This is a genomic window from Gilvimarinus xylanilyticus (assembly GCF_024195295.1).
GTDB lineage: Bacteria > Pseudomonadota > Gammaproteobacteria > Pseudomonadales > Cellvibrionaceae > Gilvimarinus > Gilvimarinus xylanilyticus.
The window spans coordinates 934,233-960,614 of record NZ_JAMFTH010000001.1 but is presented as its reverse complement, the minus strand read 5'-3'; the positions used below and the strand labels follow the sequence as shown (position 1 = coordinate 960,614).

Below are 26,382 nucleotides of genomic sequence, written 5' to 3'. Positions count from 1 at the left end.
ATGACTGCCGAAGAAAAAATCGTATCTTATGAGTTTGATGTTCGCAAGCGTATAGAGGAGCGACTGGAAGAGCTGGTAAAGACAGAGAATTTCGAGCTGCCCAAGCATGACCACCCGTTAGTGGATGATTATATACGAAAAATTGAGGGCACTTACGATGTAACTCGCTCCAAGCAAGATACCGATAATGCGATAGAGCTACTTTACATCGCCTACAACACTACCCCTCCCTCACAGAAGGATATCCGGCCTCAGCTGGACGGACTGATGACTCGACTGATTCGAGCTCAGCAAAAAAGCGAGCGTAAGATGTCAGATGCGGTAGAGTTTTCGGCGAAAATTGTCAAAGATTTAAGAGGAACCTTTGACGATTGGCGTGCAGTTAATCAGGCAGATGACGCCGAGGCGCTTATCCGCTTTGTCAGCGAAGACCTTTTCGATTTGGCGGAGGACATTAAAGATCGCGCCGATAAAATTGCCAATGAGTTAAGTGATATAGCGCAAGAGTATGATGAAATTATCGATGACACCAGTAAATCGACCCATGCCAGCGAAAAGGCACTGGCCGATGAGCTAAAGAACAAAGAAGCCATCGAAAAAGAGTTAGCGGAGCGAGACGCCGAAAGACAGAAGCTGGAAAGTTTGGTTGAGAGCCTGACACAAGATATTGCCAAATACGAAAAAATGGCGAATGAATACAAATCACGCGCTGAAACGGCTGAAGAGCGGGCCTTTATCATGTCCATTGTTCAGGTCGGTGCGCAAATGATCTCGTCGGCCATCCCCGCCATTACCGCTGGGCTTACCGCAGGTGCTACGGGCGGAACCTCATTGATTGCAGGCGCCGCCATGAATACCGCAAAGCAACTCTCACAGTCGGAATCGGCGGCCACAGAAGATGACGATACTGCCGAGGGGATTGAGCTGCAGCGAGAGGTTGCCGATAAAAAATCCGAGGTTGTCCTGGCAAAGAAAGAAAAAGCCGAACTGGAAGAGCAGAAAGAGACACTTAACCAGGAAAAAGGTGAAATTGAAGCTGACACGAGCTTAGATGAGGATGCTAAAAAATCCAAGCTCGAGTCTGTCGAGAAACGCCTAAAAACCAACGAGCAAGAGATAGACAAGAAAGACGCCAAGATTACGGCGGCCACTACCGCTTTAAACGCGGCGCAAAAATCTCTTGAGCAGTTGGGCAAAGGCATGGCTGATATGGCGCAAAAGCAGGAAGATCAGGCGGCCGGCTTGCGAAAAATGCAGTTGCAGATGCTGGAAAAGGTAGAGGCCTATGAAACCGAAAAGCGCAATCAAGCGGCTGAGCTGGTCAAAATCAACGCACTGCTACGCGGTGCGCGTACCGAGGAAGAGACCATTCAGCTTGCCATAAAATCGCTGGGGCTAAGCCTAAAGGCTTTAAAGCGGGCGCGCGAGATTATTATCGAAATTGCGTTCTTTTTTAAGTCCTTTGCCAGTTTTATGCAGCAGGTCATGGAACACGCACAGGAACAGGCCAAACTGACCGATAAGGTGGCTCAGCGTTCCCGCCTCAGTGCCCGAATTAAGCGCAATACAGATGACTTTTTCGCCTCGCAAACCGCTGAGTGGCAAGCCGTCGAGATTGTTTCAGGTAAGTTTGCCGATAATTTTAAACAGGGTTGGAGCAAGCTTAACAAGCTTACGGGGGAGTATCTGACCGGTGATGAACTTGCTCGATACCTCGGCCAGGCCGCTGAGAAAATTGATGCGATTGCTTTTGCTCGTAAAAAGGCCTCTACCGCTCGACTCGACGAACTGGCTCGCTATCGTGATCAGATAAAAGCCCAAAGCTAGTGGGCCATGTGCAAAACTAGGTAACAGTTCGCTGCGCCAAAACGCCCAAACCTGTGGTGGAAAGACTTGAAATAGCCCCCCTATTCCTGCGTTTTCCGTCTTGATCGGGTCATTTTGGCTGCACTCCTTTGTCACCTGATTTCACACGCGGTCCACTAGGAATACCCTGTCTCCCCCTAGATTTATCTCGTTAAATTTTGACTGGGGTCGCTCATAAAAGCGCCCCAGCGTCAGGTCGCAGCTGCCTTACCTCGACCATAAGCGTTACCGACCTTCATTTTGGCGCCAAAACCTTCATTTTGATTAATTTTTAAACCCCTTTGTAAAGGTATGCAAACTTTCGTGTAACCGTTTACATTTATGACTAATGTCGCGCCTCGTTACTGTTAGTTTGGCTTATTCATAATTTCAATAACGTTAAGCATTTTCCTTTATAGGGTTTTACTTATTTAAGGCTTTGGTAGCCACGAGCGGTGATGCCCCACCGCTCGTAAAACCCCGAAATGCCTAATAAATTTATAACAAACGAGGACATCCATGATGCAATATACACGTCAAAAACGTCTGCTGAGCCTTACCGTGGCCACGCTATCTACGGGGTTTACGAGTATTCCCGCGATTTCTCAGGAAACGCCTGACGACTCGCTGGTTCAGCTTGAAGAAGTTGTCGTAATCGGTATTCGCGGATCGCAAAAAGCGGCTGTAGACGTTAAACGCAACTCTGACATAATCGTCGACTCAATCGTCGCCGAAGATATCGGCAAGCTCCCCGATGTGACCATCGCCGACTCGCTGCAGCGTGTAACCGGTGTGCAAATACAGCGTACCGCTGGCGAGGGAACCAGCCTTAATATTCGCGGGATGCCCCAAGTATTGACCACCCTAAACGGCGAGCAGTTTTTGAGCCCCTGGTCGATTACCGATGTGGGTGCCAACTATTCGGATATCCCCGCCTCAATGATTTCCGGCGTGGACGTGTACAAGTCGCAAAGCGCTTCTCTGGCGGTGGGCGGTATCTCAGGGGTGGTTGACCTCAAGACCCGTCGGCCCCGCAATCTGGACCAGGGCTGGACAGCGTCTGTCGGTGCCGAAGTGTCTCAGGGCTCTATTACCGAAGAGGACAACTACAACGTCAACGGTCTGGTGGGCTATAACGGCGATCGCTTTGGTTTTACTTTGGGCGGTTTTCAAACCAACTCCAACTCGGCGAACTACCAGATTCGCGAAGATCTGCGCTTAGGCTTTGTCGGCCAGGGCGGTGACCCACTTGATTTGAACAACAACGGCGACTTGAATGATCGCTATCTGGTACCCGGCGCCTACGGCGTTAGCGCCTTTGTGATGGAGCGCGAACGCGAAGGTATGTCCGGCTCCTTCCAGTTTGATATTTCCGACAGCCTGGAACTGACCACCGATGTGTTCTACACCAAGATGAACCAGTATGACCGCGGTGTAAGAACCCAGTTTAACGGCAGCAACAGCGATGCCTACGACGTGCTGCGCCCCGGCACCGAAACCAGCTACGAGACCACGGTACCCGCCGAGGGCGATACTCCGGCCCGGGATATCAACTCGATTCAGGTGGCGGTAGTAGAAGCGCCGGATTTTCAGGCCACCACCCGCAGCACCCAAAACCACACCGAATCACTCAACGCCAACATCGAACTGGCCTTTGATAACGGCGGTCCCTTTACCGGCTCGGTGCGCTATATCCACGGCGACGCGGAAAAAACCTACGAAAACGCGACCTTCCAGCAAGGGACCCCCGAGTGGTACTGGGTAGACGAAAACAACGATGGTATTGATGATCCAGTTGAGCCCTTCTGGGTAACGGTAGATTACCGCGAAGAGTACCCCACCTTTCAGTTTGAGGATGATCTGTCCAGCACCGACCGTCTGAATTTGTTCCAGGCTTTTGCCGACGGTGTAGAACAAGAGGCGTCTCTGGATGTGGCCCGCGCCGACGGCACCTATGAATTTGATGCCGCTGGATTTACCTCGGTGGAATTTGGCGTGCGCTATGGCCGTCGCGATGTCGATAACGACCGTTTTATCTATATGACGCCCACCGGCTACTACTCAACGTGGGAAGACCCGAATGTACCCGAGGACTTGTGGTACCAACCCCTGCCCGGCGATTACAAGTGGCAGCAATACCCCGACTGGAACGATTTGGCGGGTAATGCTCAACTGGGTATCGAGCCCTATGACGAGCTGCGCGATATGCTGACCTCATACAACGACTTTGGACCTTTCGGCGGTTGGGGCGATGGCGTGGCCGCGTTGGACCCGCACCAGTTGGATGACTTGGACGGTTTTATGGAGTTCTTGTATCCGGGCTCTGAGCGTTTTGTGGATCCGTCTCGTGCATACTCAGTGGTGGAGGAAGAGACCTCGGGTTACATTCAGATGAATTTCGCTAACGATGAAGGTCTGTTTGGCGTCCCCTTCGAAGGTAACTTTGGCGTTCAAGTGGTGGAAACGAAGCGCGAAGTAGTCAATGCACTCTACGATCAGCAATCGGTTCCCGAACAAGGCACCTACTACGGCGGTGGTTACCCAGCTACCTACGGCGAGCCCCAGGGCTGGCAGATTATGTATAAAACGTTGGGCACCGAAACCACCGAAACCTCGTTTACCGATGTGTTGCCCTCGTTCAACATTAACTTCTTCCCCCGCGAGGACGTTATTGTCCGCTTTGGCTACGCCGAAACCATGTCGCGCAACGATCTGGCGAACATCGGCTCGGGAGAGTCTTTGTGGTACCAGGAATACAAGGTTTACACTGAAGACGGCAACCAGACCGACGAAAACGGTAGCTACAATGTGGTGACCAGTCCCGGCGGCGGCAATGACCAGGGTAACCCCTATGTCGACCCGTGGCGCGCCAACAACTACAACTTGTCGACTGAGTGGTATTTTGGTGAGGGCGGCATTCTGGGCGCCAGCGTTTTCTTAATTGAAGTTGAAAGCGCTACCCAGTCTATGCAAGAGGCGCGAGCCTACCCAGACTCGGACGGCGTTGTGCGTCGCACCGCGAACGTCTGGACTACGCAAAACGTGCCCGCCTCGGATCTGCAGGGTTTTGAGCTGGGCTATAAGCAGGCGTTTACCTTCTTGCCAGGCGTTCTGTCGAATACCGGCATTGAGGCCAACTACACTTACTCGGACAACGACTCCGGCAGCGTGGACTTAGAGGGCAATGCCTTCCCGCTGCAGTCCAACTCTGAGCATCAGGCCAACCTGATTGTATGGTATCAGGGCGACAAGCTGAGCTCGCGTATCGCCTATAACTGGCGCAGCGATATCTTCCAGGGCCAGGCAGGTTTAAACACCAACGAGGCGCCTATCAGCTTGGGTAACTGGAGTGAGCCTGCGGGTTATCTGGATGCGTCCATCAACTACGATATTAACGATAATGTCACCGTCTACTTGCAGGGCATCAACCTGACCGAGACGGACTATCGCAACTATTCGCAGTTTGAAGACTCCTTCTACTCGTTAAGTGTTCAAGAGCGCCGTTTGGCATTAGGTCTGCGCGCTCGTCTGTAGTGAGTGCTCTCCTTCGTGGAGCTGCTTGGGGGTCAGGGTAATCTGGCCCCCTTTTTTATAGCGATCTCCCCTGCCCCCGTTTGATCCCGGTACAATGCCTAAACGTATGACAACCATACTGTATTAGCGGGAGTTACCGTGTCGGAACCACTCAAACAAAGCGTCTTCCCCGGGCTGGATCGACCGCTTGCGATCGTTGATCTGGAAACCACCGGCGGCAGCGTCACTCGCGACCGCATCACTGAAATCGGTATTGTCGAGGTCGACGCCCAGGGTGTGCGAGAATGGACTACCCTGATTAACCCGCAAGTGCCCATACCCCGCAGTATTCAGGGCCTTACCGGCATTACCGATGCGATGGTCGCCGACGCACCCAAATTTGAGCAGGTGGCAAAACAAATTTGGCAGCGCCTGGAGGGTAAAACCTTTGTCGCCCACAATGTTCGTTTTGATTATGGGTTTATTCGCAACGCCTTTGCCGATTTAGGCTTTCCCCTGTCACTGGAAACCCTGTGCACGGTTAAGCTTTCACGCGCACTCTATCCAGAACATAAGCGCCACAGCCTAGAGACTATTATCCAGCGCTTTGGTATTGCCGTTGACGAGCGCCACCGCGCACTGGCCGATGCCAGAGCGACTTACCAGTTCTTGTGCCGAGCCGCCTCCGAGCGTGACAGCGAAGATTTTATGGCCGCCGTACAAATACAAACCCGGCGCCCCAGCCTGCCACCTGGGCTTGATCCGGCCGTTATCGAGACCCTGCCCGAGGGCCCCGGTGTTTATTATTTTTACGGCGACAATGACAGCCTGCTGTATGTGGGTAAAAGCATCAACATACGCAAGCGTGTTATGTCGCACTTTAGCGGCGACCGAGCCAGTGGCAAGGCAATGGCCATGTGCCAGCAAATTCGCGACATCAAAGCCCAGGCCACCACGGGCGAGCTAAGCGCCCTGCTGCTGGAATCGGCGGAAATAAAATCCCAACAGCCGCTGTACAACCGCCGACTTAGAAGATTAAGCACTTTATACACCATCCAGCTGCATGAAACAGATGACCAGCTTTTACGCCCAGTAATCATTCCTGTAAGCGATGCAGACCGGCAGTTAAAAATGTACGGTTTATTTCCGTCTAAAAAGAAAGCTCAAAATGCGTTGGTAGAAAACGCGCAGCCCTTTGGTTTATGTGATCATGTCATCGTGACTAACACTAAAATCAGTGGCCCCTGTATGGGGCATCAAATTAAACGCTGCAAGGGATTGTGCTGTGGTGAATTCAGTAGACTGCAACACAATACCAGCCTGTTAGACGCGCTGGGAAAGCTGGCACTAAAAGCCTGGCCCTACGACGGCCCTGTGGCCTTAATCGAAAATCAGCACACAAAAGGTGGCGATAACGCCTATACCGCGTTTTTAATAGATAACTGGTGCCTACTGGGGTCTCACAAAGGACAGGGGGAGCCAGACTTACAGGTATTAATCGACAAACAAGACGAGTCGGCGATGTTGGATAGGGATTTGTATCGGTATTTGGTCAAAGCGGTTTTTGAATCCGCGCCTAAAGTTCGGATTGTTGTTACCGACAAACTGAAATATTTGTAAAGCTGAGCCCAAACAAAGGCGGGCTCAGTCGAAAGTATCGGCAATTAACTAAGTTAGCCGTTGCTAACTCTCGATCGTAGTTCTACCGAAGTAATGGCGCACCAAGGCGCCATCACATCCTGGTTTCGTTGAATCAATCCCCGGCAAGCCCGACAACATGTCCGGACTCTTCGTCAACAACTACAATAGCGTTTCTCATGGTAATGGCATAAAAAAGCTTGCTGTCACTGTCGTAGGTAACATACTTTATATTGTTCCCGCCGGTCAGTGGTAGGTTGCTGGAAACCCTAGAAACTGCACCACTGGAAACATTAATTCGCACAAGAGACGTAGTGTTAGAAACACCGATAATGTCTCCCCCTGCTAGCATTATCCTTCCTCGAGAGCTGATTAGAGAGCCTGATGAATTCACCTGACGATCGGTCAAAGTATTAAGGTTGTAACCTAAAACCGGTGAGTTGGAAAAGCTGTTCTTTACCATAATGACTTCATTGTTATGGTAAGCGATGTCCGAGAGCGCATACGTCAACGAATCGTCATCCACAGCTTCAAGTAATATTTCTCTATCGCCGTTAAGCAAATTGACTCTCATCAAGCCAGAAAAGCCACTCGAGCTGTTCTCGCCCACATAGAGGTCGCTTCCATCCAGGGCGAGACCCGCTGACCCTGTTTGCAGGTCGGGCCCACTGCCCGTCGTCTCACTTGATAACACCGAAACGGCCCCAGTACTTTTGTCGACGGCGTGGATCTTTCCCGCCTCGCCTGAAATCGCGCCAGAGACAAGAAAGCCGCTCTGATCAGCATTAAAGATCATGCGTGTGGCAGCCATTGGGGTGCTCAGAATAGAGGTTCCCCGGACGCCGGTTAGGGGGTCAACGGGAACAATTTCCGTTTCACTAATTAAGAAGTCTGCACCTAACACCCAAAGCTTATCAATAGACTCGTCCCACAAAATGGCTCGCGCTGCAGTACTGTAGGAGTACTCGTAGTCATCTGAAATGGCCAACTGAACATTTTCTTGCGAGATTCGTCCCTGATCATCTTCGGCTTCGACCGTTAATGTAATCTCTGATGAATCAGTAGGTATTGCAAGATTATCGGCGCGCCACTTCTGACCATTGACAGTGGCAGTAACCTCGGGCGTGATACCTTTGATGGTAATAGCATTCAGCGCCGCGCCACCTTGAGTTGTGACCTCACCGAATATAGACAAAGTATTGCTGTTGTCTTCAGCGATATAAATACCGCCCGGCGGAGGAAAGGCAACTTGCAGTGAAGGAGCATTTGGATCGGGATTAACGGTAACAGTCACTGTGTCTGAAGCGGATAAATCTTGGTCATCTTTTACCGTCAGCTTAAACACTAATGCGGTGGGTAAGACAACGTTAGGAGCGGTAAATGAAGCCTCTAGCTGGCCATCGTTCACGACAGTCGCGACTACGCCAGTATCATCAACCTGCTCCCATAAATAGCTCACAATACTGCTACCAGTGTCTGCACTCGCCGTTGCCGCGAAGCCAACATCTTGACCAATAACGACCGATTGAGCTGCGCCTGCGTCAACACTGGGCGCAACTGCCATTTCGCTGCTCGAGCTGCTCGAGCTGCTCGAAACAGACGAGCTGGATTCTGAAGAACTGCTCTCACTAGAACTGCTTTGTTCTGAGCTTGAGCTAGACGAGCTTGTGGAGACAGATGAACTGGACTCTGAACTACTGCTTTCGCTAGAGCTATTTTGTTGAGAACTAGTCGATGAGTTACTAGAGCTTGAGCGTTCCGAGGACACTGTTACAGAGCTAGTACTGGAAGTCTGGCCGTTAGTTGACGATACAGAGGAAGAGCTGGTGTTCTCGCTACTGCTATTGTTGACCGAGCTACTTGACACCACCACAGAACTACTTGATTCGGTGACCGACGAACTCTCGCTGGACTGATCAACCGAGCTTTGTGATTCGCTGCTAGTCGACGATACCTGCGCGGTAGACGAACTGCTCTGAGTGTTACTCGGTGGGGGAGCACTGCTACCGCCTCCCCCGCCTCCGCCACAGGCGGTTAAAGCCATTGTGAGAAGCAGGCATCCGAGGGGTTTGGAGGGGAGTGTGGTAAAGGGCTTGAGGATCATGCGAATAACTCCATTTAATTGTTTTAATGGTCAAACATACCGCGAGTAAAGCGGTGAAAATTCTGATTTAAGCAGAGGATGGTACGAGACGGGGGCTAGGTCATGCGCGGCTCTTTATCCTTAAAGTTTTGTTTTGCGGAAGTTTACCTTAGTCTGTGCGCTGCATCTGATTTCCCCGCTCCTTATGTGATGCACCTCACATGTTATCGATACCGAGTGCGTCATTCATAAATAATGACTTTAGATTTGAAATCTAGCTCATAATTGAAATTCACTAACCTTTTGGAGCTTCTCGATACGGCCAAAATCCAAACCCTATGTGCCTATTGCCCCACAGCCAACCGCGTAGATGAGACTCGCTTGAGAGATACACCCAAGTGTGGAGAATGCGGCAGTCCGCTATTTTCAGGAGCGCCTATTGCTGTCTCGGACGTTCAGTTCACACGTTGGGCTGAGCGTGAACGGTTACCTTTGGTGATCGATTTTTGGGCCTCGTGATGCGGTCCGTGCCAGAGTTTTGCCCCCCGGGTTTGCCCACGCGGCGGCAACCCTTTAATCTATGGCAAGGTTTATTAAAGTAAACACCGAGCACTGTCCTCAGGCCTCTGCACATTTTTCTATTCTAAGCATTCCTACACTAATGGTAATGCTCGGTGACGAGGTGATCGCCCATCAAACGGGTGCGCTCCCCTACCCTGAGTTATTGCAATGGCCAAACCTTACGCTTAATTATTGACAGACCGATAGCCCTCAATTTGTAAGCGCCACATCGATTTTCAATTAGCCACTCGGTGCATTAATTCTGTAATCGCGACCTCCAATTCATCGTATTGTATTAATAATTGCCAGAAGGATTTAGCGCAGCCATTGCTTCCTTTTCATGCCTCGCCATCAAGGTTAAATCTTCAGTTTTGTCATCGCGGATCTTCTCTGTCTTACGCTTCCCCATAGCTTATGCGTTAGCTGACCATTAATACTTGCATCAACTAGTATGCTAGAGTACATTGATATGGTCCTAGTGACTACATGAAGCGTAAAACGAAAGCTCATCAACAAAAGGAATAATAATGTTAATACGACCTTTACAGTCGCATTGCGCGACGGCCGTCCTTGCACTGTCGTGTGTTTTAGTGGGGTGCGGCGGCTCCGACAGCGATTCAGATACCTCCTCTAGTTCAGTTTCTTCTAGCTCCTCCAGTGAGAGCTCATCCACTGTATCGTCTAGCAGCAGCTCCAGCTCAACCGCAGTGCGCGAACTGGTTTTGGCTATTAATGCCGGTTCATTCGAAAGCGCAATTTACGATGGTGTCGAATATCAGGCCGACCAATTTGCCTCGACCGGGACGGTAAACCAAACCCAGGACGAAGTTTCCAATTCTCAGGGTAGCGAGCTTTTTCAAACCGAGCGCTATGGCAGCTATCGCTACGAGGTGCCGGTGACTGACGGCGATTACGATGTCACCTTGCACTTTGTGGAAATGTACTGGGAAGCCAATGGCGAACGTTCCTTTAACTTATCCGTAGAGGGTGACTTAATTCTCTCGGAGGTAGACCTTTTTGCCGAGGTGGGCCACGATAGTGTCTACACCTATGAGGTCCCTCCCTTCCCCGTCTCTGATGGTTCCCTAACCATTGAGCTTGAAGCGGTACAAGACAATGGCACGTTAAGCGGATTTGCCATTTACTCCGAAAACGGCGAGTTTGTACCTCCGCCACCGCCTGAACCCGGCGTACCCGGAGAGCCCGGTATTGCCAGCGCCGAAAATACCGGGGCGGATTGCCCCGTGCCCGAGCTACCCGTGGCCTCAGAGCTTCCCAATATAGACAAGCTACCTGACCCATTTATGACGCTTGAAGGCGAGCGCATTACCACTGAAGAGCAGTGGCGCTGTCAGCGGCAGGATACCTTTTGGCAGGTGCAATATTACGAAGCGGGCAATAAGCCCAACAAACCTGAAGTCGTGAGTGGTAGCGTAGCGGCCGACGCCATTAATGTAAATGTCACTCACGAAGAGACGGACATTGCCTTCAGTGCATCGGTTGCCCTGCCAACCGGTGGTGAGCCGCCCTACCCGGCGATTATCGGTATGGGTGCCTCCAATCTGGATAATGCCTACCTATCCAGCCAGGGAGTGGCAGTTATTAATTTTAATCACAATGAAGTGGGTGCTCAAAGCGGGGCTGAATCGCGCGGTACCGGTCTGTTTTACGATCTGTATGGGAGCGATCATTCAGCCAGCTCCATGACAGCCTGGGCCTGGGGCGTCAGCCGTTTAATCGATGTATTGGAAGAGTCATCCGAAGGTTTAATTGACGCTTCGCGCCTAGGCGTAACAGGTTGTTCGCGCAACGGTAAAGGTGCGCTAATGGCTGGTGCTATGGATGAGCGTATTGCCTTGACCATTCCGCAGGAATCCGGCGCCGGTGGCGCAGTCAGTTGGCGCGCGGCGCAAGCACAAGCGGACGCGGGAGATAACATTCAAACCTTAGGCCACGCCGCTGGGGAGCAACCTTGGTTTCGCGAGTCTTTTGGCGAGACATTCTCTGGCAGCCGGGTAACCCACCTGCCGTTTGATCACCATCAGCTGATAGGCATGGTGGCGCCGCGAGGCCTGTTGGTAATTGACAACGATATCGACTGGCTGGGCCCGAAAGCGGCTTACATTGGTACTCTGGCCGCTAAAGAGATTTACCGCGCCCTGGGTGCGCCTGAGAATATTGCCTACTCGGAAAATGGTGGCCATGGTCACTGTCAGTTTCCGGGCCACCAGCAAGAGGTGTTGGCCGCCTACGTGCAGCGCTTTTTATTAGGAGAGCCCGGCAATACCGAGGTGATGAACTCTACCAAAGCCGAGCCCGGCGAGGCTGAAGCTTGGATAGACTGGACCACACCCAGCTTAACGGAGTAGTCAGCCCCGAACCATTGGCGGTCAATCCGCCAATGGTCTTTTTAAAAAGTTACCCCTCGCTAATCTGTACACCTCGATAGCGAATCAATCCATGCGCTTAACAATATTTTCCCCTGGGTATCGATTTGGTTACTGCCCACAGGCGGCATTTGCTGTGCGTGATCGCGCAACGCCATTCGCGATACCAGTATCGATGAATCACTGTCACCCGGCTTGAGCAATGTAGCATCGCTCAGGCCCATATCGCCGTTCTGCGGTGGACGATTGCATAACTGCATATCAGCGAACGATGTGTGCCAGCGCAAATCCATATCCACATTAGTGCCTCCGCCCGGTTGGTGACACTGAGCGCAGTTGGTATGAAGATAGGCACGGGCTCGGTCCTGCAGCAGCGCATTTTGGTCGGCCGGGTCGGCAAGCTTGGCATCGGTGGTGCTACCGCTAAGCGCGCCGATGCTTTTTAATGTAGTTACCTGATGCCCTTCAATGCCGCTTGAGGGATATAAAACGTTGCTGTTTAACTGCACGGTTTCAAGCCCCAGGGCTCGCCCTGCCGCTTCGGTATGACATTGCATGCAGTCGCTGCCACTGGGATAAATCCAGTCTTGTCCCTGGCGTTGTCTAACCGCCCCGCCCTCTACCAAACCGGCATCAGTACCGGCCTCGTTCCAAGCGTAGGTATACCCGGCCCAGACGCCATCGGTGTGATGCTTCAATAACCGCGTTTCGATTAGTTGATCGCTTAAATAGAAGTTTTTAACCAGCACACTACCGGGCGGAACCGTCCAGTCTTGATTCGCTGAAACGTTTAGGTTTTTATTGTCGGGCAATGCCATCCAACGCTTTTTCTGTGCGCCGTCAGACCAGAAAGGCGCGTTAACGCTATAGGGAATTAACCCTGGGGCCGGAAGACGGGGATTTGCAGCATCCACACACCCAGTATCAGAAAGCTGAGCAGCAGGCGCATTGATAACGCCGGCCGATTGATCACTTTCTACCAGCTGAAAAATACCGCCGCTAAAACTCAGCATATAAAGTTCGCCATTGTGATCCTCGGCAAAAGAGGCAATATTTTGCCCCGTGTTCGCCATCAGCACCTCTTGATCCCAGCCACCGGCGTCATTTGCTTTAAGGGCGTGTAAGGGGCCAGTAACGAAATCGCCGTAGACATATTTACCTTGTAACGAGGCAATGGCCGAACCCCGGTAGCGAAACCCGCCGGTAATGGATTGAAAATCGGGCTGAGGCTCTTCTGCAACCGGATCTATCAGGCCGCCGGTGTCGCAGTTGTTGGCAGGGTTATAGCAATGCGCCCCTTCGCGTAGTCGCCAGCCGTAGTTACCGCCACGCTGAATTTTATTAATTTCTTCCCAGTTACCCTGCCCCACGTCGGCGAGCCACAACTCTCCCGTGGCTCGGTCAAAAGACCAACGCCAGGGGTTGCGCAATCCCCAGGCGTAAACTTCGGGGCAGTCGCCGCCGGCACTTGCTTTTTGCAGCATTTGCGTATCGGTATTGCACAAAAAACCCGATTGATCGGCAAAAGGGTTACTGTTCGGAATCGCGTAAGGCGAGCCACCGTTGACATCAATGCGAATCATGCTGCCCCATAGGTTGGCGGTATTCTGCGCGCGGTTATCGGGGTCGCCCGCCGAGCCACCGTCGCCAATGCTTAAGTAAAGGTAGCCGTCATCGCCAAAACCCACGCGTCCACCAAAGTGATTTTTAGAGCGATAGGGAGCGGTGAAACGAATGAGTACCTGCTCCGAAGCCAGATCAAGCGAGCCCGATCCATCAGTGCTAAAGCGCGATAGCAATGAATCGCAACAGCCTCCCCCGGGTTCATCGGTTTGGTAAAACACATAGACTTCACCATTGCTGGCAAATTGCGGATGAAACGCAAAAGACAGCAGCCCCGCCTCATTGGCGCTGTTGTTCACCTGGTTTCTTAGATCGGCAAATACACTAGCTTGGTCAACGTTGGGTTGATTAGCAAAGCGTAAAATTCGTCCGCTCTGCTCGGCGAGGTACCAGCTCGTCGAATCGTCAGGCGGTAAGCGCATATCCACGGGCTGACTAAAGCTTAAATCTCCATACACCCGCTGCAGTTCCACACCATATTCCGGTTGCGGCGATTCGCCGGCCAGGCAACTGGTATTACTGGGGCGTGCGGAGAGCCCCGCGACCGGTTCCGAGCTGGTGCTGGAGGATGTCTCCGCGCTTGAGAAACTTGACGAACTTGAAGAGGATTGAGGCTGATCAGAGGACGCCTGACTGGATGAGAACACACTCGACGCGCTGGTGCTAACGCTGGAGCGGCTTGACTCACTGGATTGTAGCGAGCTACTTGAAGTCGACGAGCTCACCGATGCGTCGCTCGAAGCCATTTGACTACTCTCGCTGGACGCCGACGACAAGCTACTCTGGCTTTGCTGCGAAGAAACTTCGGATGACTGTGGCACCGAGCTGGAGACGCCATTTCCGCCGTTTCCGCCCGATCCTCCGCAACCTGCGACCAGCAAACAAACCGCCACTGTCAGAATTCTCATAGCGCTCACCTCCATCGCTATAGCTTACACTCTGCATTGAGTATAGCGAGCGCCAAGCGCACAAAGTGGTTAAAAGGTGCTCATGATGGCTGGTTTTTATCGACTTTTGCTGTAGAGGTCCGAACAGGCGGCCGCAGGCTTGCCAGTAATTGGCAGCACACCTCCATTTGTATGACATATAACATCAAAATCGATGTAGACTGGGCCGCCATTGGGACCGGGGTAAGCCTTGAGTAGGAGACGCTAGTATTACCGGAAGCTACTAACCAGAAGCGCGGGCAATGATAATTCTCTTCACCTGTGGGTGATTGCTTGTAAGGGCCTATCGTATTTCTTTTACTACGCGAGTTACCGCAGTTTACAAATTCCTGTGGCAGTTAGTCTCGCTACCGACTATCTATCGATTGTTTTGCTTCATATCCGCTAGCGCAAACTCGCTAAAGTCATTCGGACCACCACTGAGTAGATACCGCTAATTATTGTGGACTTAACACTCCAAGCAGGGATATTAGGCGTTTTAAAGCTCTGCCAAAACACGCGCCGATTATTAAGCCCAACTCAAGTTGCCGGATTAAATCGGATATTCCGAGGCGTTTGATAGTGCTACTGGAAATACTCTGGGTGCTCTTTGGGTAGGGTTTCCAGTACTTTATACACCTCGCGTAAATGAGTGCTCATAGCGCTAGCCGCTCCGCTTACCGAGCCTGATTTTATCGCGCGAATAATAGCTCGGTGCTGAGCTAATACGCATTTATACTGTCCGCTGATGTGCAGACTTAAATTGCGAACACGGTCCATATGCGCTTTTTCCTGCTCAATCATGCTGGCCATGCGTTGGTAGCCTGTATAACTGGCCAGAAGTTGATGAAAATCATCGTCCAGGCGCTGGAAAAGCAAAGCATCGTCTACCTCAGCCGCGGCCTTCTGTTCGGCAATAATATTCTCTGCGGCTTTGATGACGTCTTTATTCACGTTTTCAGCCAGGTGGCTAACCACCGAAACCTCAAGTGCCTCGCGAATAAAGCGCGCCTCGATAATCTTTTCCAAGCTCAGGCGCGAGACGTAAGTACCCCGCTGCGGAAGTACATTCACAAAACCCAGGTTGGCGAGCTTAATCAGGGCCTCGCGGACCGGCGTGCGGCTGACGCCAAATTTAGCCGCCAGGGCGGCCTCAGAAATGAGCTGCCCCGGCTCAAGCTCCATAGCGACTATCGCATCGCGGATAAACGCATATATCTGACCGCTGGCGGGGCGATCGTAATCGATTTGCCTGCTGTATTCGGCGGCTTTATCCAAAAATTTAAGAGGTAGTTTGCTCAAAGCACCATCCTTCGGTGATTTCGTCGGGCGAGTCATTATTCGTCTTTTAAATCGCTATTCTACACGAAGTTGGGTCTCGATTAACCCGGCAATTATGATTGTCGCGTTAATAGCGGCTCAGGACTCGCTGACGCCGCTGAAGGTGGCGCGCGCCCTGTAAAATCAAGAATTTCGCAAAACCCGCAGATTTTACAGCGCGACCATTAAGATCCTCAGGCTAATAGCGAGCTGTTAGGATCTCAGAATTGTTAGATTAATGTTCCACCCAGCCAGCAGTCCATAGAATCCGTGGCTAAATGCCAGAGACACCCTACCGCCACAGCCCGCCACTTCCAGGAGGGTATAAACAGCAAGCAGGCGTAAACGGCACCAGCCCACGCGGTGTGCAACGGATGAAATCCAATACTGCATCGATTGGGGTCAAAAATCGGGTCAGCCAGCAGGTGGTCGGTGTCGATCAGCATGGTCGCAATCATAATCAACGCGGCGCTAGGCCAGTGTTGCTTCCAAAAAAGCTTAGCGAACACCACAGGAACGAGAAAATGAAAGGAATAATGAATTAGCGGTCGGAAAAACTCTAAGCTGGCGTCCATTGTTGGGCCCTACCCGGCCCTGATTATTGAGCACTGCATTGCGATAACGGTGCGATTATACCAGCTTCACTCCTCTGAGTTGCTCCACACATGGTCCATAACACAGATTAGAGCGTATAGCGTGTTACATTTTTTCAATTTCGCGCTGTTTTATGAAAGTTATCGGTCTGTATATTTTTGACAACGATTGTCGACTGCAAGATAACCCCGCCCTCGCAAAGTTTAGTGAGCAGGTGGATGAGCTGATTTGCCTGTATTGCCTAAAACCCCAGGATAACTTTAGCCGACATTTCAGCCACAGCGCAGCCAGTAGTGCTCAGCGGGGTTATTTACAGCAAACCTTAGCAGAGTTAGCCCGAGGACTGTCGGCATTAGATCAGCGGTTGTTGGTAGAACCCGGCCCACTGTTGGATGTCGTCGGTCGCTATATACGACAATACTCTATCAGCCATATCGGCCGCAGTGTTCACCCGGGTTTATACGAACAAAATCAGTGGCAGCAGTTACAGCAGCAATACCCTGAACAGACCTTCGTTGAGGCCAACAGCAGCAGCCTGTTTGATCAGGAAGATTTGCCTTTTCCCCTGGCAGGCTTGCCCACCAGTTTTACGCCGTTTCGCAAACGCATTGAAACCATTGACCCTGTGATCTCCAAGGCAGGCTGGCCAAATTTACCCGCGCCTGCGCAGGTACCTTTGCCTGCGTGGCCTCACGCGCTAGTGGCCGCTAGCAACGATTATTACAGGGGCGGCGAGGTCAGCGCACAGCAACATTTGGCCAGGTGTTTTACCGGCACGGCACCGCGCCATTATAAAGAGACTCGCAATGAGCTAATGGGCCAGAGCTTTTCCACCGAACTGTCCGGCTACTTGGCCCATGGCGCGTTGAGCCCCCGCCAGGTTGTGACTGCCCTTAGGGAATACGAGGCACGCTACGGCGCGAACGAGTCCACCTATTGGATTTATTTCGAACTATTGTGGCGCGAATATTTTTACTGGAGTGCTCGAGCACGCGGCAAGAAGTTATTCACCTTTGACGGCGGCACCGGTAAAGGCCCGCAGACCAGTTTCTACCCCAGCCGCTTTAAACAATGGTGCCAGGGTACTACGCCCTTTCCTTTAGTGAATGCTCTAATGGGTGAGCTAAACGCAACCGGCTGGATGTCTAATCGCGGTCGGCAGATAGCCGCCAGCTGTCTGGTGAACGAGCTGCAGTTGGATTGGCGTTATGGCGCTGCCTATTTTGAGCAATGCTTGATTGATTACGATGTCGCCAGTAACTGGGGTAATTGGCAGTATATTGCCGGTGTAGGTGCGGACCCGCGCGGCGGTCGGCATTTTAATCTTGATAAGCAGGGAGAACTCTACGACCCCGAAGGCACTTATGTTGCGCGTTGGTCTGGCGAGGCACAATGTCAGCCCCTGGATCAGGTGGATATGGTCGACTGGCCACTCGGAGGTAACTCGTGAGCCAAAAAAAATTTTCCACCCTGAGGTTGATTCTGGGCGATCAGCTCAACGCTCAACACTCGTGGTTTAATGACGATAAAGACGATGTTCTGTATGTGCTCGCCGAAATACGACAAGAAACCGATTACGTTGCACATCATATTCAGAAAGTATGCGGTTTTTTCGCCGCCATGGAGAACTTTGCTAACGCCCTAAAAAAAGCGTACTTTCACGTATTGCACTTAACCCTTGACGACACCCAAGACGATGCCAGCCTGCCGGATTTGCTCGCACGCTTGTGCAGCGCGTATCAATGCCGTCGTCTGCAATATCAGCGCCCCGACGAATATCGCCTGGCAACACAGCTGGGCGACATGGAGACCAAATCAGTCGATATTGAATGTGTCGAAAGCGAGCACTTCTTGTTGCCCTATGACGATCTGACGCAATATTTTCGCCCCAATCAGCATCTCACTATGGAGCATTTTTACCGCCAGATGCGCAAGCGTTTTAATGTGTTGATGAACGGCGATACACCCGTAGGGGAACAGTGGAATTTTGATGCCAAGAATCGCGCAAAACTCAAGAAAAAAGACTTGGCAGAGATTCCCGAGCCGCTGCTGTTCGAGACAGACATAAGCAGGATTAACGATCGCGTAGCACGTCATAAAGTGCCCACCATTGGCAAGTTGGATGAGCACTTTATTTGGCCCGTCACCCGGGCCCAAGCCAAACAACTGTTAAGCTATTTTTGCGAGCATCTGCTGCCCAATTTTGGCCGCTTTCAAGATGCCATGACCGCCAATACACCCCACCGCTGGAGCCTCTATCACAGCCGACTTTCATTTGCGTTAAACACCAAGATGCTCCACCCCAAACAGGTGATTGACACCGCTTTAAGCGCCTACGAACAATCCAATGGCGTCATTGATGTCGCGCAAATTGAGGGGTTTGTACGGCAAATACTGGGATGGCGCGAATACGTTCGCGGTGTTTACTGGGTGAATATGCCAGATTACAAACACTACAACACTCTTAACGCCAAACGCGCCCTGCCCGGCTATTTCTGGAATGGGAAAACCCGCATGCGCTGTTTAGAGCACGCTATTGATCAGAGCTTAGCCACCGCTTACGCTCACCATATTCAGCGTTTGATGGTGACCGGCAACTTTTGCTTGATCACCGGCATTAACCCCGACGAAGTCGATGAATGGTACCTGGGGATTTACATTGACGCTTTAGAGTGGGTCGAGCTGCCCAACACGCGGGATATGACCCAATTTTCGGACAATGGCATCATAGCCACCAAGCCCTATGCCGCCGGTGGTAACTACATTAATAAAATGAGCGATTACTGCACCGGTTGCCATTACAACGTTAAAGAAAAAACCACCGAACAGGCCTGTCCGCTAAACAGTCTTTATTGGAACTTTTTAAATCGACACCGCAAAAGGCTGGAGAATAACCCGCGCATCGGTATGGTTTACCGTAACTGGGATAAACAATCGCTCGAAACCCGAGACGCCACCCTGGCTCGAGCCAAGTGGTGTTTGGACAATATCGAAGCGCTTTAGGTTGGGCCGGAAAACGGGTGATGGAGAACGATTTACGAATTTCGAATCGTGGCTTTTCGGCGGAACCGCTGCCCGACTATAATAGGACTGATTTTCAGACTATTAACCCGGCACCTATGATTATCGGGTTAATAGCGGCGCAGGATGCGCCGACGTCGTTGAAGGCGAGCGCGAGCCCTGTAAAGTCAAGTCGGTTCGTAAATTTGCCGATTTTACAGGGCGACAATAAAGATGCTCAGGACGAGAATTTTTATTACCAGGTTAATGGAATTGAGCTATGCAGCGCTTATTGAAGGACATTAGCGGTTTAGTACTCTTATTTTCGGCTATTTATTGTCAGGCACAAGAGCTCGCCCCCAGAGCCTATTGGCCCGCCCCTACCGGAACGAATGTGGCCCTGGTGGGTTATCAGCACTCGCAGGGTGATGTTTTGGTAGACGCCTCCGCCCCCATAGAAGGCGCCGAGGCCACCCTAGATTTTCTTTCCCTGACCTATCAACGCACTTTTGGCTTTTGGGGGCGGACCGCCAGCGTGCAAGTCAATTACCCTTTCGTGCAAGGCGATGCCCAGGCGATGGTCAACGGAGAGTTTCGCGAGCGTTCTATTACCGCATCCGCCGACGCCCGTGCCCGATTTGCCATAAACCTCTTGGGCGCCCCCAGCATGGATGGCGAAGCATTTCGTCAATTGGTGGCAAACCCCGAGCCCATTGTCGGTGCCAGTGTGCTGGTCAGCGCGCCAACCGGAAACTATGACGGCGACAAACTGTTTAACGCCGGTAGTAACCGTTGGGCCGCCAAGCCCGCGCTGGGCTTTATTTTGCCACTCAGCCACCGCTGGTTATTCGAAGGTGAGATAGGTGCGTGGTTATACGAAGACAACTCCGACTATCAGGGTAAAACCCGCCGTCAGGAGGCCGTGCTTTCCTCGGAATTTCACTTGGTTCATGTACTTAAAAGTAGCACTTGGATCTCGTTTGATGTGAACTGGTATCAGGGCGGCGCCGCCACCGTCGGCGATGGTCCGAAGCAGGCCGAGCTCAAAAACTCTCGCGCCGGCATCACTCTGCTCCGCCCCTTTAACCGCCAGCACGCCATCCGGCTGGCCGCCAGCACCGCCATTGAGTCCAAAATAGCAGGTGACTTTGACAGCCTTACCCTGGCTTATATGTATGTTTGGTGATTAATGTCCGACGTCGGAGCTTTTAACCTCAGGCTTTAAACTCCGCCCATAACCTCACCCAAAAACTGTCCCGTCAAAGACCGCTTGCGCTTAATCACCGTCGCCGGTGTACCTTGCGCGACGACCTTACCGCCACCGGAACCGCCTTCCGGTCCCATATCGATAATCCAGTCGGCCTCGGCCACGACATCCAGGTTGTGCTCAATCACCAATACCGAGTTACCAGCATCCACCAGTCGGTGCAATACATGCAAAAGCTTGTCGACATCGGCCATGTGGAGACCCACTGTGGGCTCGTCCAACACGTACATATTGTGTTGGTTAACACGGCCTTTGGCATCTTCCGGGGTCATCTTGGCTTTGGCCAGCTCCGCCACCAGTTTAATACGCTGCGCTTCACCGCCGCTTAGGGTTGGGCTCTGTTGTCCAAGGGTCAAATAACCCAAGCCCACGTCTTGCAGTAAACAAAGCGAGTGATGCACTTTACTGACCGGTTTAAAAAACTCGGCCGCTTCATCGATGTTCATGGCCAGCACATCGCCAATGTGTTTGCCTTTGTAGCGCACGCTTAGAGTTTCATCGTTAAAACGCCAGCCGTGGCAGACATCACAGGGCACGCGCACATCGGGTAGAAAGTTCATTTCAATTTTCTGCATGCCCTGCCCGCCGCAGGCATCGCAGCGGCCATCACCGGCGTTGAACGAAAAGCGCGCCGGGGTGTAACCGCGCAAGCGCGCGTCCACGGTACCGGCAAAAAGTTTACGGATTGCATCCCAAATGCCGATATAAGTCGCCGGACAAGAGCGCGGAGTTTTGCCAATGGGGGTTTGGTCGACTTCCAATATGCGATCTATGCCCTCCCAACCGGTGATGTTATCGGCGCCCTGCCAGCGCTGTGTTTTCTTTCGCTTATTGGCAATAGCGGTTTTCACATTGGGATAGAGCACCCCGCGCACCAGGGTACTTTTGCCACTGCCGCTGACACCGGTAATAGCAACCAGCTGATGCAGGGGCACCGAGACATTGACATTTTTCAGGTTGTTTTGCGTTGCGCCTTCCAGGGTAATGGTCTCTTTTTCCCACAGAGCGCGCATTTCGGGGTTGCGCAATTCAGGCATGGGGTGGCGCAAGGGGTTGGCCAACATTTGCCCGGTGAGCGACTGCTTGTTTTTCATAAGCTTGGCGACGCTGCCCTCGCCCACCACCTTACCGCCGTTAACCCCGGCACGGGGGCCTATGTCGATAATATGATCCGCCTCGCGCATGGTGTCTTCGTCGTGCTCTACTACCAGTACCGTATTGCCTTGCTGCTGCAACTCGCGCAGGGTTTGCAACAGCTGGCGGTTATCGCGGGTATGCAAACCAATGGTGGGTTCGTCCAGCACATAGCATACACCCTGCAGACTGGAACCCAGTTGCGCAGCCAGGCGAATACGCTGAGCCTCGCCGCCGCTTAAGGTGGGTGCGGCGCGATCCAGGGTTAAATAATTCAGCCCAACCTTCTGCAAAAAGTGCAGCCGATTTTGCATTTCGCTAAGCAGGTCGCGAGCGATTGCCTGCTCGGACTTTTTCAGTGTCAGTTTGCCAAACCATTTCTCAGCGTCGTCCACCGGCAGGGCCGCCAGCTGGGCGATAGAGCGGTCGTGAAAGCGCACCGCCAGCGCGGTAGGGTTTAAGCGCTGTCCGTCACATTTAGGGCAGACGGTTTCCGTGTCGTCCTCTTCCGGTTGCCAGGTGTTCTCTTCACCGGTTTGTTCTTCATCAAAGCCTTTTAATTTAACGCCCGTGCCAAAACAGCCTTCGCACCAGCCGTGCTTGGAGTTATAGGAAAACAGGCGCGGGTCCAGTTCGGGAAAGCCGCAGCCGCAGCTGGGGCACGCGCGCTGAGTAGAAAATAAACGCTCTTTGCTCTTACCCGCGGGGGCAATAACAACCACCCCATTCCCCAGGCTCAGGGTTTGCTCCAACGCCTGCATGAGCTCGCTGCTGCTTTGCGGCGTCACTTTTACCGTGGCAAACGGCAGTTCAATATCGTGTTCTTTGTAGCGATCGAGCGCGGGCCAGTTGTCCGTGGGTTGGTAGTGGCCGTCCACTCGCAATTGCGAAAAGCCTTTTTCCGCCGCCCACTGCGCCAACTCGCGGTAGATGCCCTTGCGTGCCACCACCATGGGTGCCAGTAAAGTGACCTCTTTGCCGCGATAGTCTTTTTGCACCCGCGCCATAATGGCATCGACTGTTTGCGGTTCGATGGGCACATCGCAGCTGGGGCAATGCTGCACACCTAACTTAACGAACATTAAACGCAGGTAGTGATAAATTTCGGTCAGCGTCGCCACGGTACTTTTGCGTCCGCCGCGACTGGTGCGTTGCTCAATCGCCACCGCCGGTGGAATGCCGTAAATAGCGTCCACATCCGGGCGCGAAGCGGGCTGCACAAATTGGCGGGCGTAGGCGTTGAGTGATTCCAGGTAGCGGCGCTGACCTTCGCCAAAAATTAAATCGAACGCCAGGGTACTTTTACCACTGCCGCTCACCCCGGAAATAACCGTGAGCTTATCGCGCGGAATGGTCACGTCAATATTTTTTAGGTTATGTTCGCGGGCGTGGTGCACACTGATCACGTTAGCGGCTTTCTTCGGTGCTGCTTTGCCGCTGGCCTCGGACAGCGGCGAGCCTTTTGCCAGAGTTTTTACGTAATCATTCAGGGCTTTGGCAGTGTAACCCGTGCCCTGCTGCATCACCTCAGTGGGTGTGCCCTGGGCGATCAGCTCGCCGCCGGCATCGCCACCCTCGGGGCCGATGTCGATCATCCAGTCGGCGGCACGAATGACGTCCAGGTTGTGCTCGATAATCAGCAGCGAATGTCCGGCCGCCTGCAGCTGCCGGAAGGCCTGCATAAGCGTGGCGATATCAGAAAAATGTAGCCCCGTGGTGGGCTCGTCGAACATAAACAGAATATGGTCGCGGTCTTTACCTTTGCTGGCCGCCAAATGGCCCGCCAGTTTTAAACGCTGCGCTTCACCACCACTTAAGGTGGGCACCGCCTGCCCCAGCTGCACATAATCCAGTCCCACATCCGCCAATGGTTGCAGGCTTTTAACGACATCGGGTTTGTCTTCAAAAAAGCTCAGTGCCTCACTAACGGTCATAGCCAGAGCATCGGCTATGGATACCGCGCGTTTGTCTTTGAGTAATTTAATCTCCAGAATTTCGTCGCGAAAGCGTTTGCCGTCACAATCGGGGCAACGCAGATACACATCGCTTAAAAACTGCATTTCCACGTGTTCAAAGCCGTTGCCCTGACAGCTGGGGCAGCGACCATTGCCAGAGTTAAAACTGAAAATACCGGGCTTGTAGCCGCGTTCTTTGGCTTGGGGCGTGGCGACAAAGCACTTGCGGATGGCGTCATAGGCGCCCACATAAGTAGCCGGTGTAGAGCGAGTGGTTTTGCCGATGGGGCTTTGGTCCACCATCACGACTTTATCCACGGCGTCCATTCCGTTAATGCAATCGTGTGCGCCGGGCGCTTCAGTTTGCTCGCCAAAATGTTTGAGCAGCGCCGGGTATAAGATTTGACGCATTATGGTGGATTTACCCGAGCCGCTAACCCCGGTTAAACACACCAATTTGCCCAGCGGAATACCGACATCAATGTTTTTCAGATTGTGCTCGCAGGCGCCTTTGATTTCGATGGTCTTACCATGCAACGCATTAAGGTCCGGCAAATACTGAGGCGACACCTCGGCGACGCCATCAGTCACCGTCATTTCAATTTGCTCACTGCCGTTTAAGTAGCGCGCCGTGGTGTTGTTTTTGCGCTTTAACAACGCCTTGGGGGTACCGAAAAACTCGATATTGCCGCCATCACGGCCGGGTTTGGGGCCAATATCCAAAATGCGATCGGCGGCCAGAATCACCTGCGGGTCGTGTTCTACCACTAACAGTGAATTACCCGCGTCGCGCAATCGGTGCAACACATTTACCAGCCGATCAATATCGCGCGGATGCAAACCGGTACTGGGTTCGTCCAGCACAAACAATGTATTTACCAGCGAGGTACCGAGCGCGGTGGTTAAATTGATGCGCTGCACTTCGCCGCCACTTAAAGTGCGCGATTGACGATCAAGCGTTAAATACTCAAGCCCCACTTCGCACAAAAAGCCGAGGCGCGAGCGCACCTCGCCCAGCAAAAGCTCGGTGGCCTCGTCAATGGCCGAGCCGCTGTCAGCCGCCAACTGGTTAAAAAACGCCAAGGCATTGGCCAGAGGCAACTGCATAGCATCGGCAATGTTTAAACCGGGCAGTTTGTGAAAGGTTTTATCGGCCAGGGTGGCGCCCACAGGCTTAAAGCGCGTGCGTCCCGCCAGGGCTTTTTGCGCCTCGGCAAACGAGCCGATGCGCCACCAGAGTGACTCGGGTTTTAAGCGCGCCCCGCCACAGGCCTTACACGGGGTATAGGCGCGATACTTCGACAGCAATACCCGAATGTGCATTTTGTAGGCTTTGGATTCCAGCCAATCGAAGAACTCACGCACCCCGTACCAGACGCCTTTGCTCCAACTGCCCTCACCTTCAATCACCCACTGGCGATCTTCTTCGCTTAAGTCTTTCCAGGCGGTGGTAATCGCAATACCGCGTTTTTTGGCGAATTTGATTAAATCGCGCTGCACTTCAGCGTAGCTTGGGGTTTGGATGGGCTTAATAGCGCCGTCTTTTAAACTTTTGTTTTCGTCGGGAATCACCAGGCCCCAATCCACCCCAATAACCCGGCCAAAGCCTTTGCAGGTTTCACAGGCGCCGATGGGCGAGTTAAACGAAAAGTGGCTGGGCGTGGGTTTGCCGTAGGTAATATCGCAACTGGGGCAATGGTGGTGACTGGAGTAATGCGCCGCCTGTCCGACCTCGCGGTTGTCATCCAGTGGGTAGACCAGCACATGGCCTTTGCCATAGTGCAACGCCGCTTCCAGCGCTTCGGTTAAGCGGCCGCGATTGTCATCGTTTAGGCGCAGGCGGTCCTGCACCACTTCTACCCGGCTACCGTCGCGTTGGTGAATGCGGGCATACCCCTGCTGGTTGAGCAGTTGCAGTACTTCATCATCGCTGAGCTTTTCCGGCACGGTAATGGGCAGGCATACCATCAGACGTTGCTCCGCGGGCCAGTTGCTGTACAGCGACTCAACAATACTCTGGGGCGTATCAATAACCACCGGATCGCCGCAACCCGAGCAATAGAGTGTGGCCACGCGAGCAAACAGCAGTTTTAGGTAATCGTTAAGCTCGGTCATGGTACCCACGGTCGAGCGCGAGGTCCGCACTGTATTGTTCTGCTCGATGGCAATGGCCGGGGGAATGCCGTCAATGCTATCGACGGCGGGTTTATCCATGCGGTCCAGGAATTGTCGCGCATAGGCCGAGAAAGTTTCAACGTAGCGACGCTGGCCCTCGGCGTAGATGGTATCGAACGCCAGCGTAGACTTGCCCGAGCCGCTGACTCCGGTAACCACCACCATTTCCCCTAAAGGGATGTCTAAGTCGAGGTTCTTCAGGTTGTTCTGGCGCGCGCCGCGCACTTTAATGGCGTCGAAACTCATGGATAGTATTCTCGCAGCGGATAAAAAGACTGGCTAAATATACAGGAGTGACCGCTAATGGCCAAGGCCTTAGATACCTTGGATAAAAAGCGCCTGACCGATCAAACCCCGATTG

Annotated in this window: 13 protein-coding genes; 8 read left to right on the top strand and 5 right to left on the bottom strand. The window is 52.6% G+C overall.

What is annotated here, in order from left to right; genetic code table 11:
* The 3 genes from M6D89_RS04030 (at window position 1) to M6D89_RS04020 (ending at window position 6,978) form a co-directional block, all read left to right on the top strand.
* The gene (locus M6D89_RS04030) at window positions 1–1,827 is read left to right on the top strand and encodes a coiled-coil domain-containing protein (protein WP_253966738.1); all 1,827 of its coding nucleotides are present in this window, start codon (window positions 1–3) and stop codon (window positions 1,825–1,827) included.
* 537 nt (window positions 1,828–2,364) lie between these two features.
* Window positions 2,365–5,379 carry a TonB-dependent receptor gene (locus M6D89_RS04025; RefSeq protein WP_253966737.1) on the top strand — a complete coding sequence of 1,005 codons (3,015 nt, stop codon included), beginning with the start codon at window positions 2,365–2,367 and terminating at the stop codon, window positions 5,377–5,379.
* Window positions 5,380–5,517: 138 nt separating this feature from the next.
* Window positions 5,518–6,978: an exonuclease domain-containing protein gene (locus tag M6D89_RS04020; protein ID WP_253966736.1), complete on the top strand. Its 1,461-nt coding sequence runs from the start codon at window positions 5,518–5,520 to the stop codon at window positions 6,976–6,978.
* A 133-nt stretch (window positions 6,979–7,111) separates the two neighbouring features.
* Here the strand turns inward: M6D89_RS04020 and M6D89_RS04015 are convergent, their stop codons facing one another.
* On the bottom strand, window positions 7,112–8,560 hold the full coding sequence (locus M6D89_RS04015; protein WP_253966735.1) for a PKD domain-containing protein: 1,449 nt from the start codon (window positions 8,558–8,560) through the stop codon (window positions 7,112–7,114).
* A gap of 804 nt (window positions 8,561–9,364) precedes the next feature.
* Between M6D89_RS04015 and M6D89_RS17440 the strand changes: the two genes are divergently transcribed.
* Both M6D89_RS17440 and M6D89_RS04010 read left to right on the top strand, forming a co-directional pair.
* A complete protein-coding gene (locus M6D89_RS17440; RefSeq protein WP_418930336.1) occupies window positions 9,365–9,598 on the top strand; it encodes a hypothetical protein in 234 nt (77 codons plus the stop codon).
* 569 nt (window positions 9,599–10,167) lie between these two features.
* Window positions 10,168–12,009 carry a glucuronyl esterase domain-containing protein gene (locus tag M6D89_RS04010; protein WP_253966734.1) on the top strand — a complete coding sequence of 614 codons (1,842 nt, stop codon included), beginning with the start codon at window positions 10,168–10,170 and terminating at the stop codon, window positions 12,007–12,009.
* 59 nt (window positions 12,010–12,068) lie between these two features.
* Here the strand turns inward: M6D89_RS04010 and M6D89_RS04005 are convergent, their stop codons facing one another.
* From M6D89_RS04005 to M6D89_RS03995, 3 genes are all read right to left on the bottom strand, one after another.
* Entirely contained in the window at window positions 12,069–14,558 is a 2,490-nt protein-coding gene (locus M6D89_RS04005) for a PQQ-dependent sugar dehydrogenase (RefSeq protein WP_253966733.1), read from the bottom strand.
* Between the two features lie 603 nt (window positions 14,559–15,161).
* Window positions 15,162–15,878, bottom strand: a complete 717-nt coding sequence (locus M6D89_RS04000) for a GntR family transcriptional regulator (RefSeq protein WP_253966732.1) — start codon at window positions 15,876–15,878, stop codon at window positions 15,162–15,164.
* Window positions 15,879–16,126: 248 nt separating this feature from the next.
* Entirely contained in the window at window positions 16,127–16,471 is a 345-nt protein-coding gene (locus M6D89_RS03995; RefSeq protein ID WP_253966731.1) for a DUF6122 family protein, read from the bottom strand.
* 152 nt (window positions 16,472–16,623) lie between these two features.
* On the opposite strand from M6D89_RS03995, the gene M6D89_RS03990 reads away from it, so the two are divergent.
* From M6D89_RS03990 to M6D89_RS03980, 3 genes are all read left to right on the top strand, one after another.
* Entirely contained in the window at window positions 16,624–17,940 is a 1,317-nt protein-coding gene (locus M6D89_RS03990) for a DASH family cryptochrome (RefSeq protein ID WP_253966730.1), read from the top strand.
* Window positions 17,937–19,493, top strand: coding sequence for a cryptochrome/photolyase family protein (locus M6D89_RS03985; protein WP_253966729.1), 1,557 nt, complete (start codon window positions 17,937–17,939; stop codon window positions 19,491–19,493). The genes M6D89_RS03990 and M6D89_RS03985 overlap by 4 nt, the downstream gene beginning before the upstream one ends.
* A gap of 277 nt (window positions 19,494–19,770) precedes the next feature.
* A complete protein-coding gene (locus tag M6D89_RS03980; RefSeq protein WP_253966728.1) occupies window positions 19,771–20,676 on the top strand; it encodes a transporter in 906 nt (301 codons plus the stop codon).
* 35 nt (window positions 20,677–20,711) lie between these two features.
* Here the strand turns inward: M6D89_RS03980 and uvrA are convergent, their stop codons facing one another.
* Window positions 20,712–26,267 (bottom strand): excinuclease ABC subunit UvrA, encoded by a 5,556-nt coding sequence (gene uvrA / locus M6D89_RS17170; RefSeq protein WP_254722094.1) that lies wholly within the window; start codon window positions 26,265–26,267, stop codon window positions 20,712–20,714.
* Window positions 26,268–26,382 lie beyond the last annotated feature (115 nt).

What these genes read in the sequence shown, in the direction of transcription:
- M6D89_RS04025 (WP_253966737.1), top strand. Translation starts at nt 2,365, where the DNA reads ATGATGCAATATACACGTCAAAAACGTCTGCTGAGCCTTACCGTGGCC.
- M6D89_RS04015 (WP_253966735.1), bottom strand. Translation starts at nt 8,560, where the DNA reads ATGGCAGTTGCGCCCAGTGTTGACGCAGGCGCAGCTCAATCGGTCGTT.
- M6D89_RS03990 (WP_253966730.1), top strand. Translation starts at nt 16,624, where the DNA reads ATGAAAGTTATCGGTCTGTATATTTTTGACAACGATTGTCGACTGCAA.
- M6D89_RS04005 (WP_253966733.1), bottom strand. Translation starts at nt 14,558, where the DNA reads ATGAGAATTCTGACAGTGGCGGTTTGTTTGCTGGTCGCAGGTTGCGGA.
- M6D89_RS03980 (WP_253966728.1), top strand. Translation starts at nt 19,771, where the DNA reads ATGCAGCGCTTATTGAAGGACATTAGCGGTTTAGTACTCTTATTTTCG.
- M6D89_RS04010 (WP_253966734.1), top strand. Translation starts at nt 10,168, where the DNA reads ATGTTAATACGACCTTTACAGTCGCATTGCGCGACGGCCGTCCTTGCA.
- M6D89_RS03995 (WP_253966731.1), bottom strand. Translation starts at nt 16,471, where the DNA reads ATGGACGCCAGCTTAGAGTTTTTCCGACCGCTAATTCATTATTCCTTT.
- M6D89_RS04030 (WP_253966738.1), top strand. Translation starts at nt 1, where the DNA reads ATGACTGCCGAAGAAAAAATCGTATCTTATGAGTTTGATGTTCGCAAG.
- uvrA (WP_254722094.1), bottom strand. Translation starts at nt 26,267, where the DNA reads ATGAGTTTCGACGCCATTAAAGTGCGCGGCGCGCGCCAGAACAACCTG.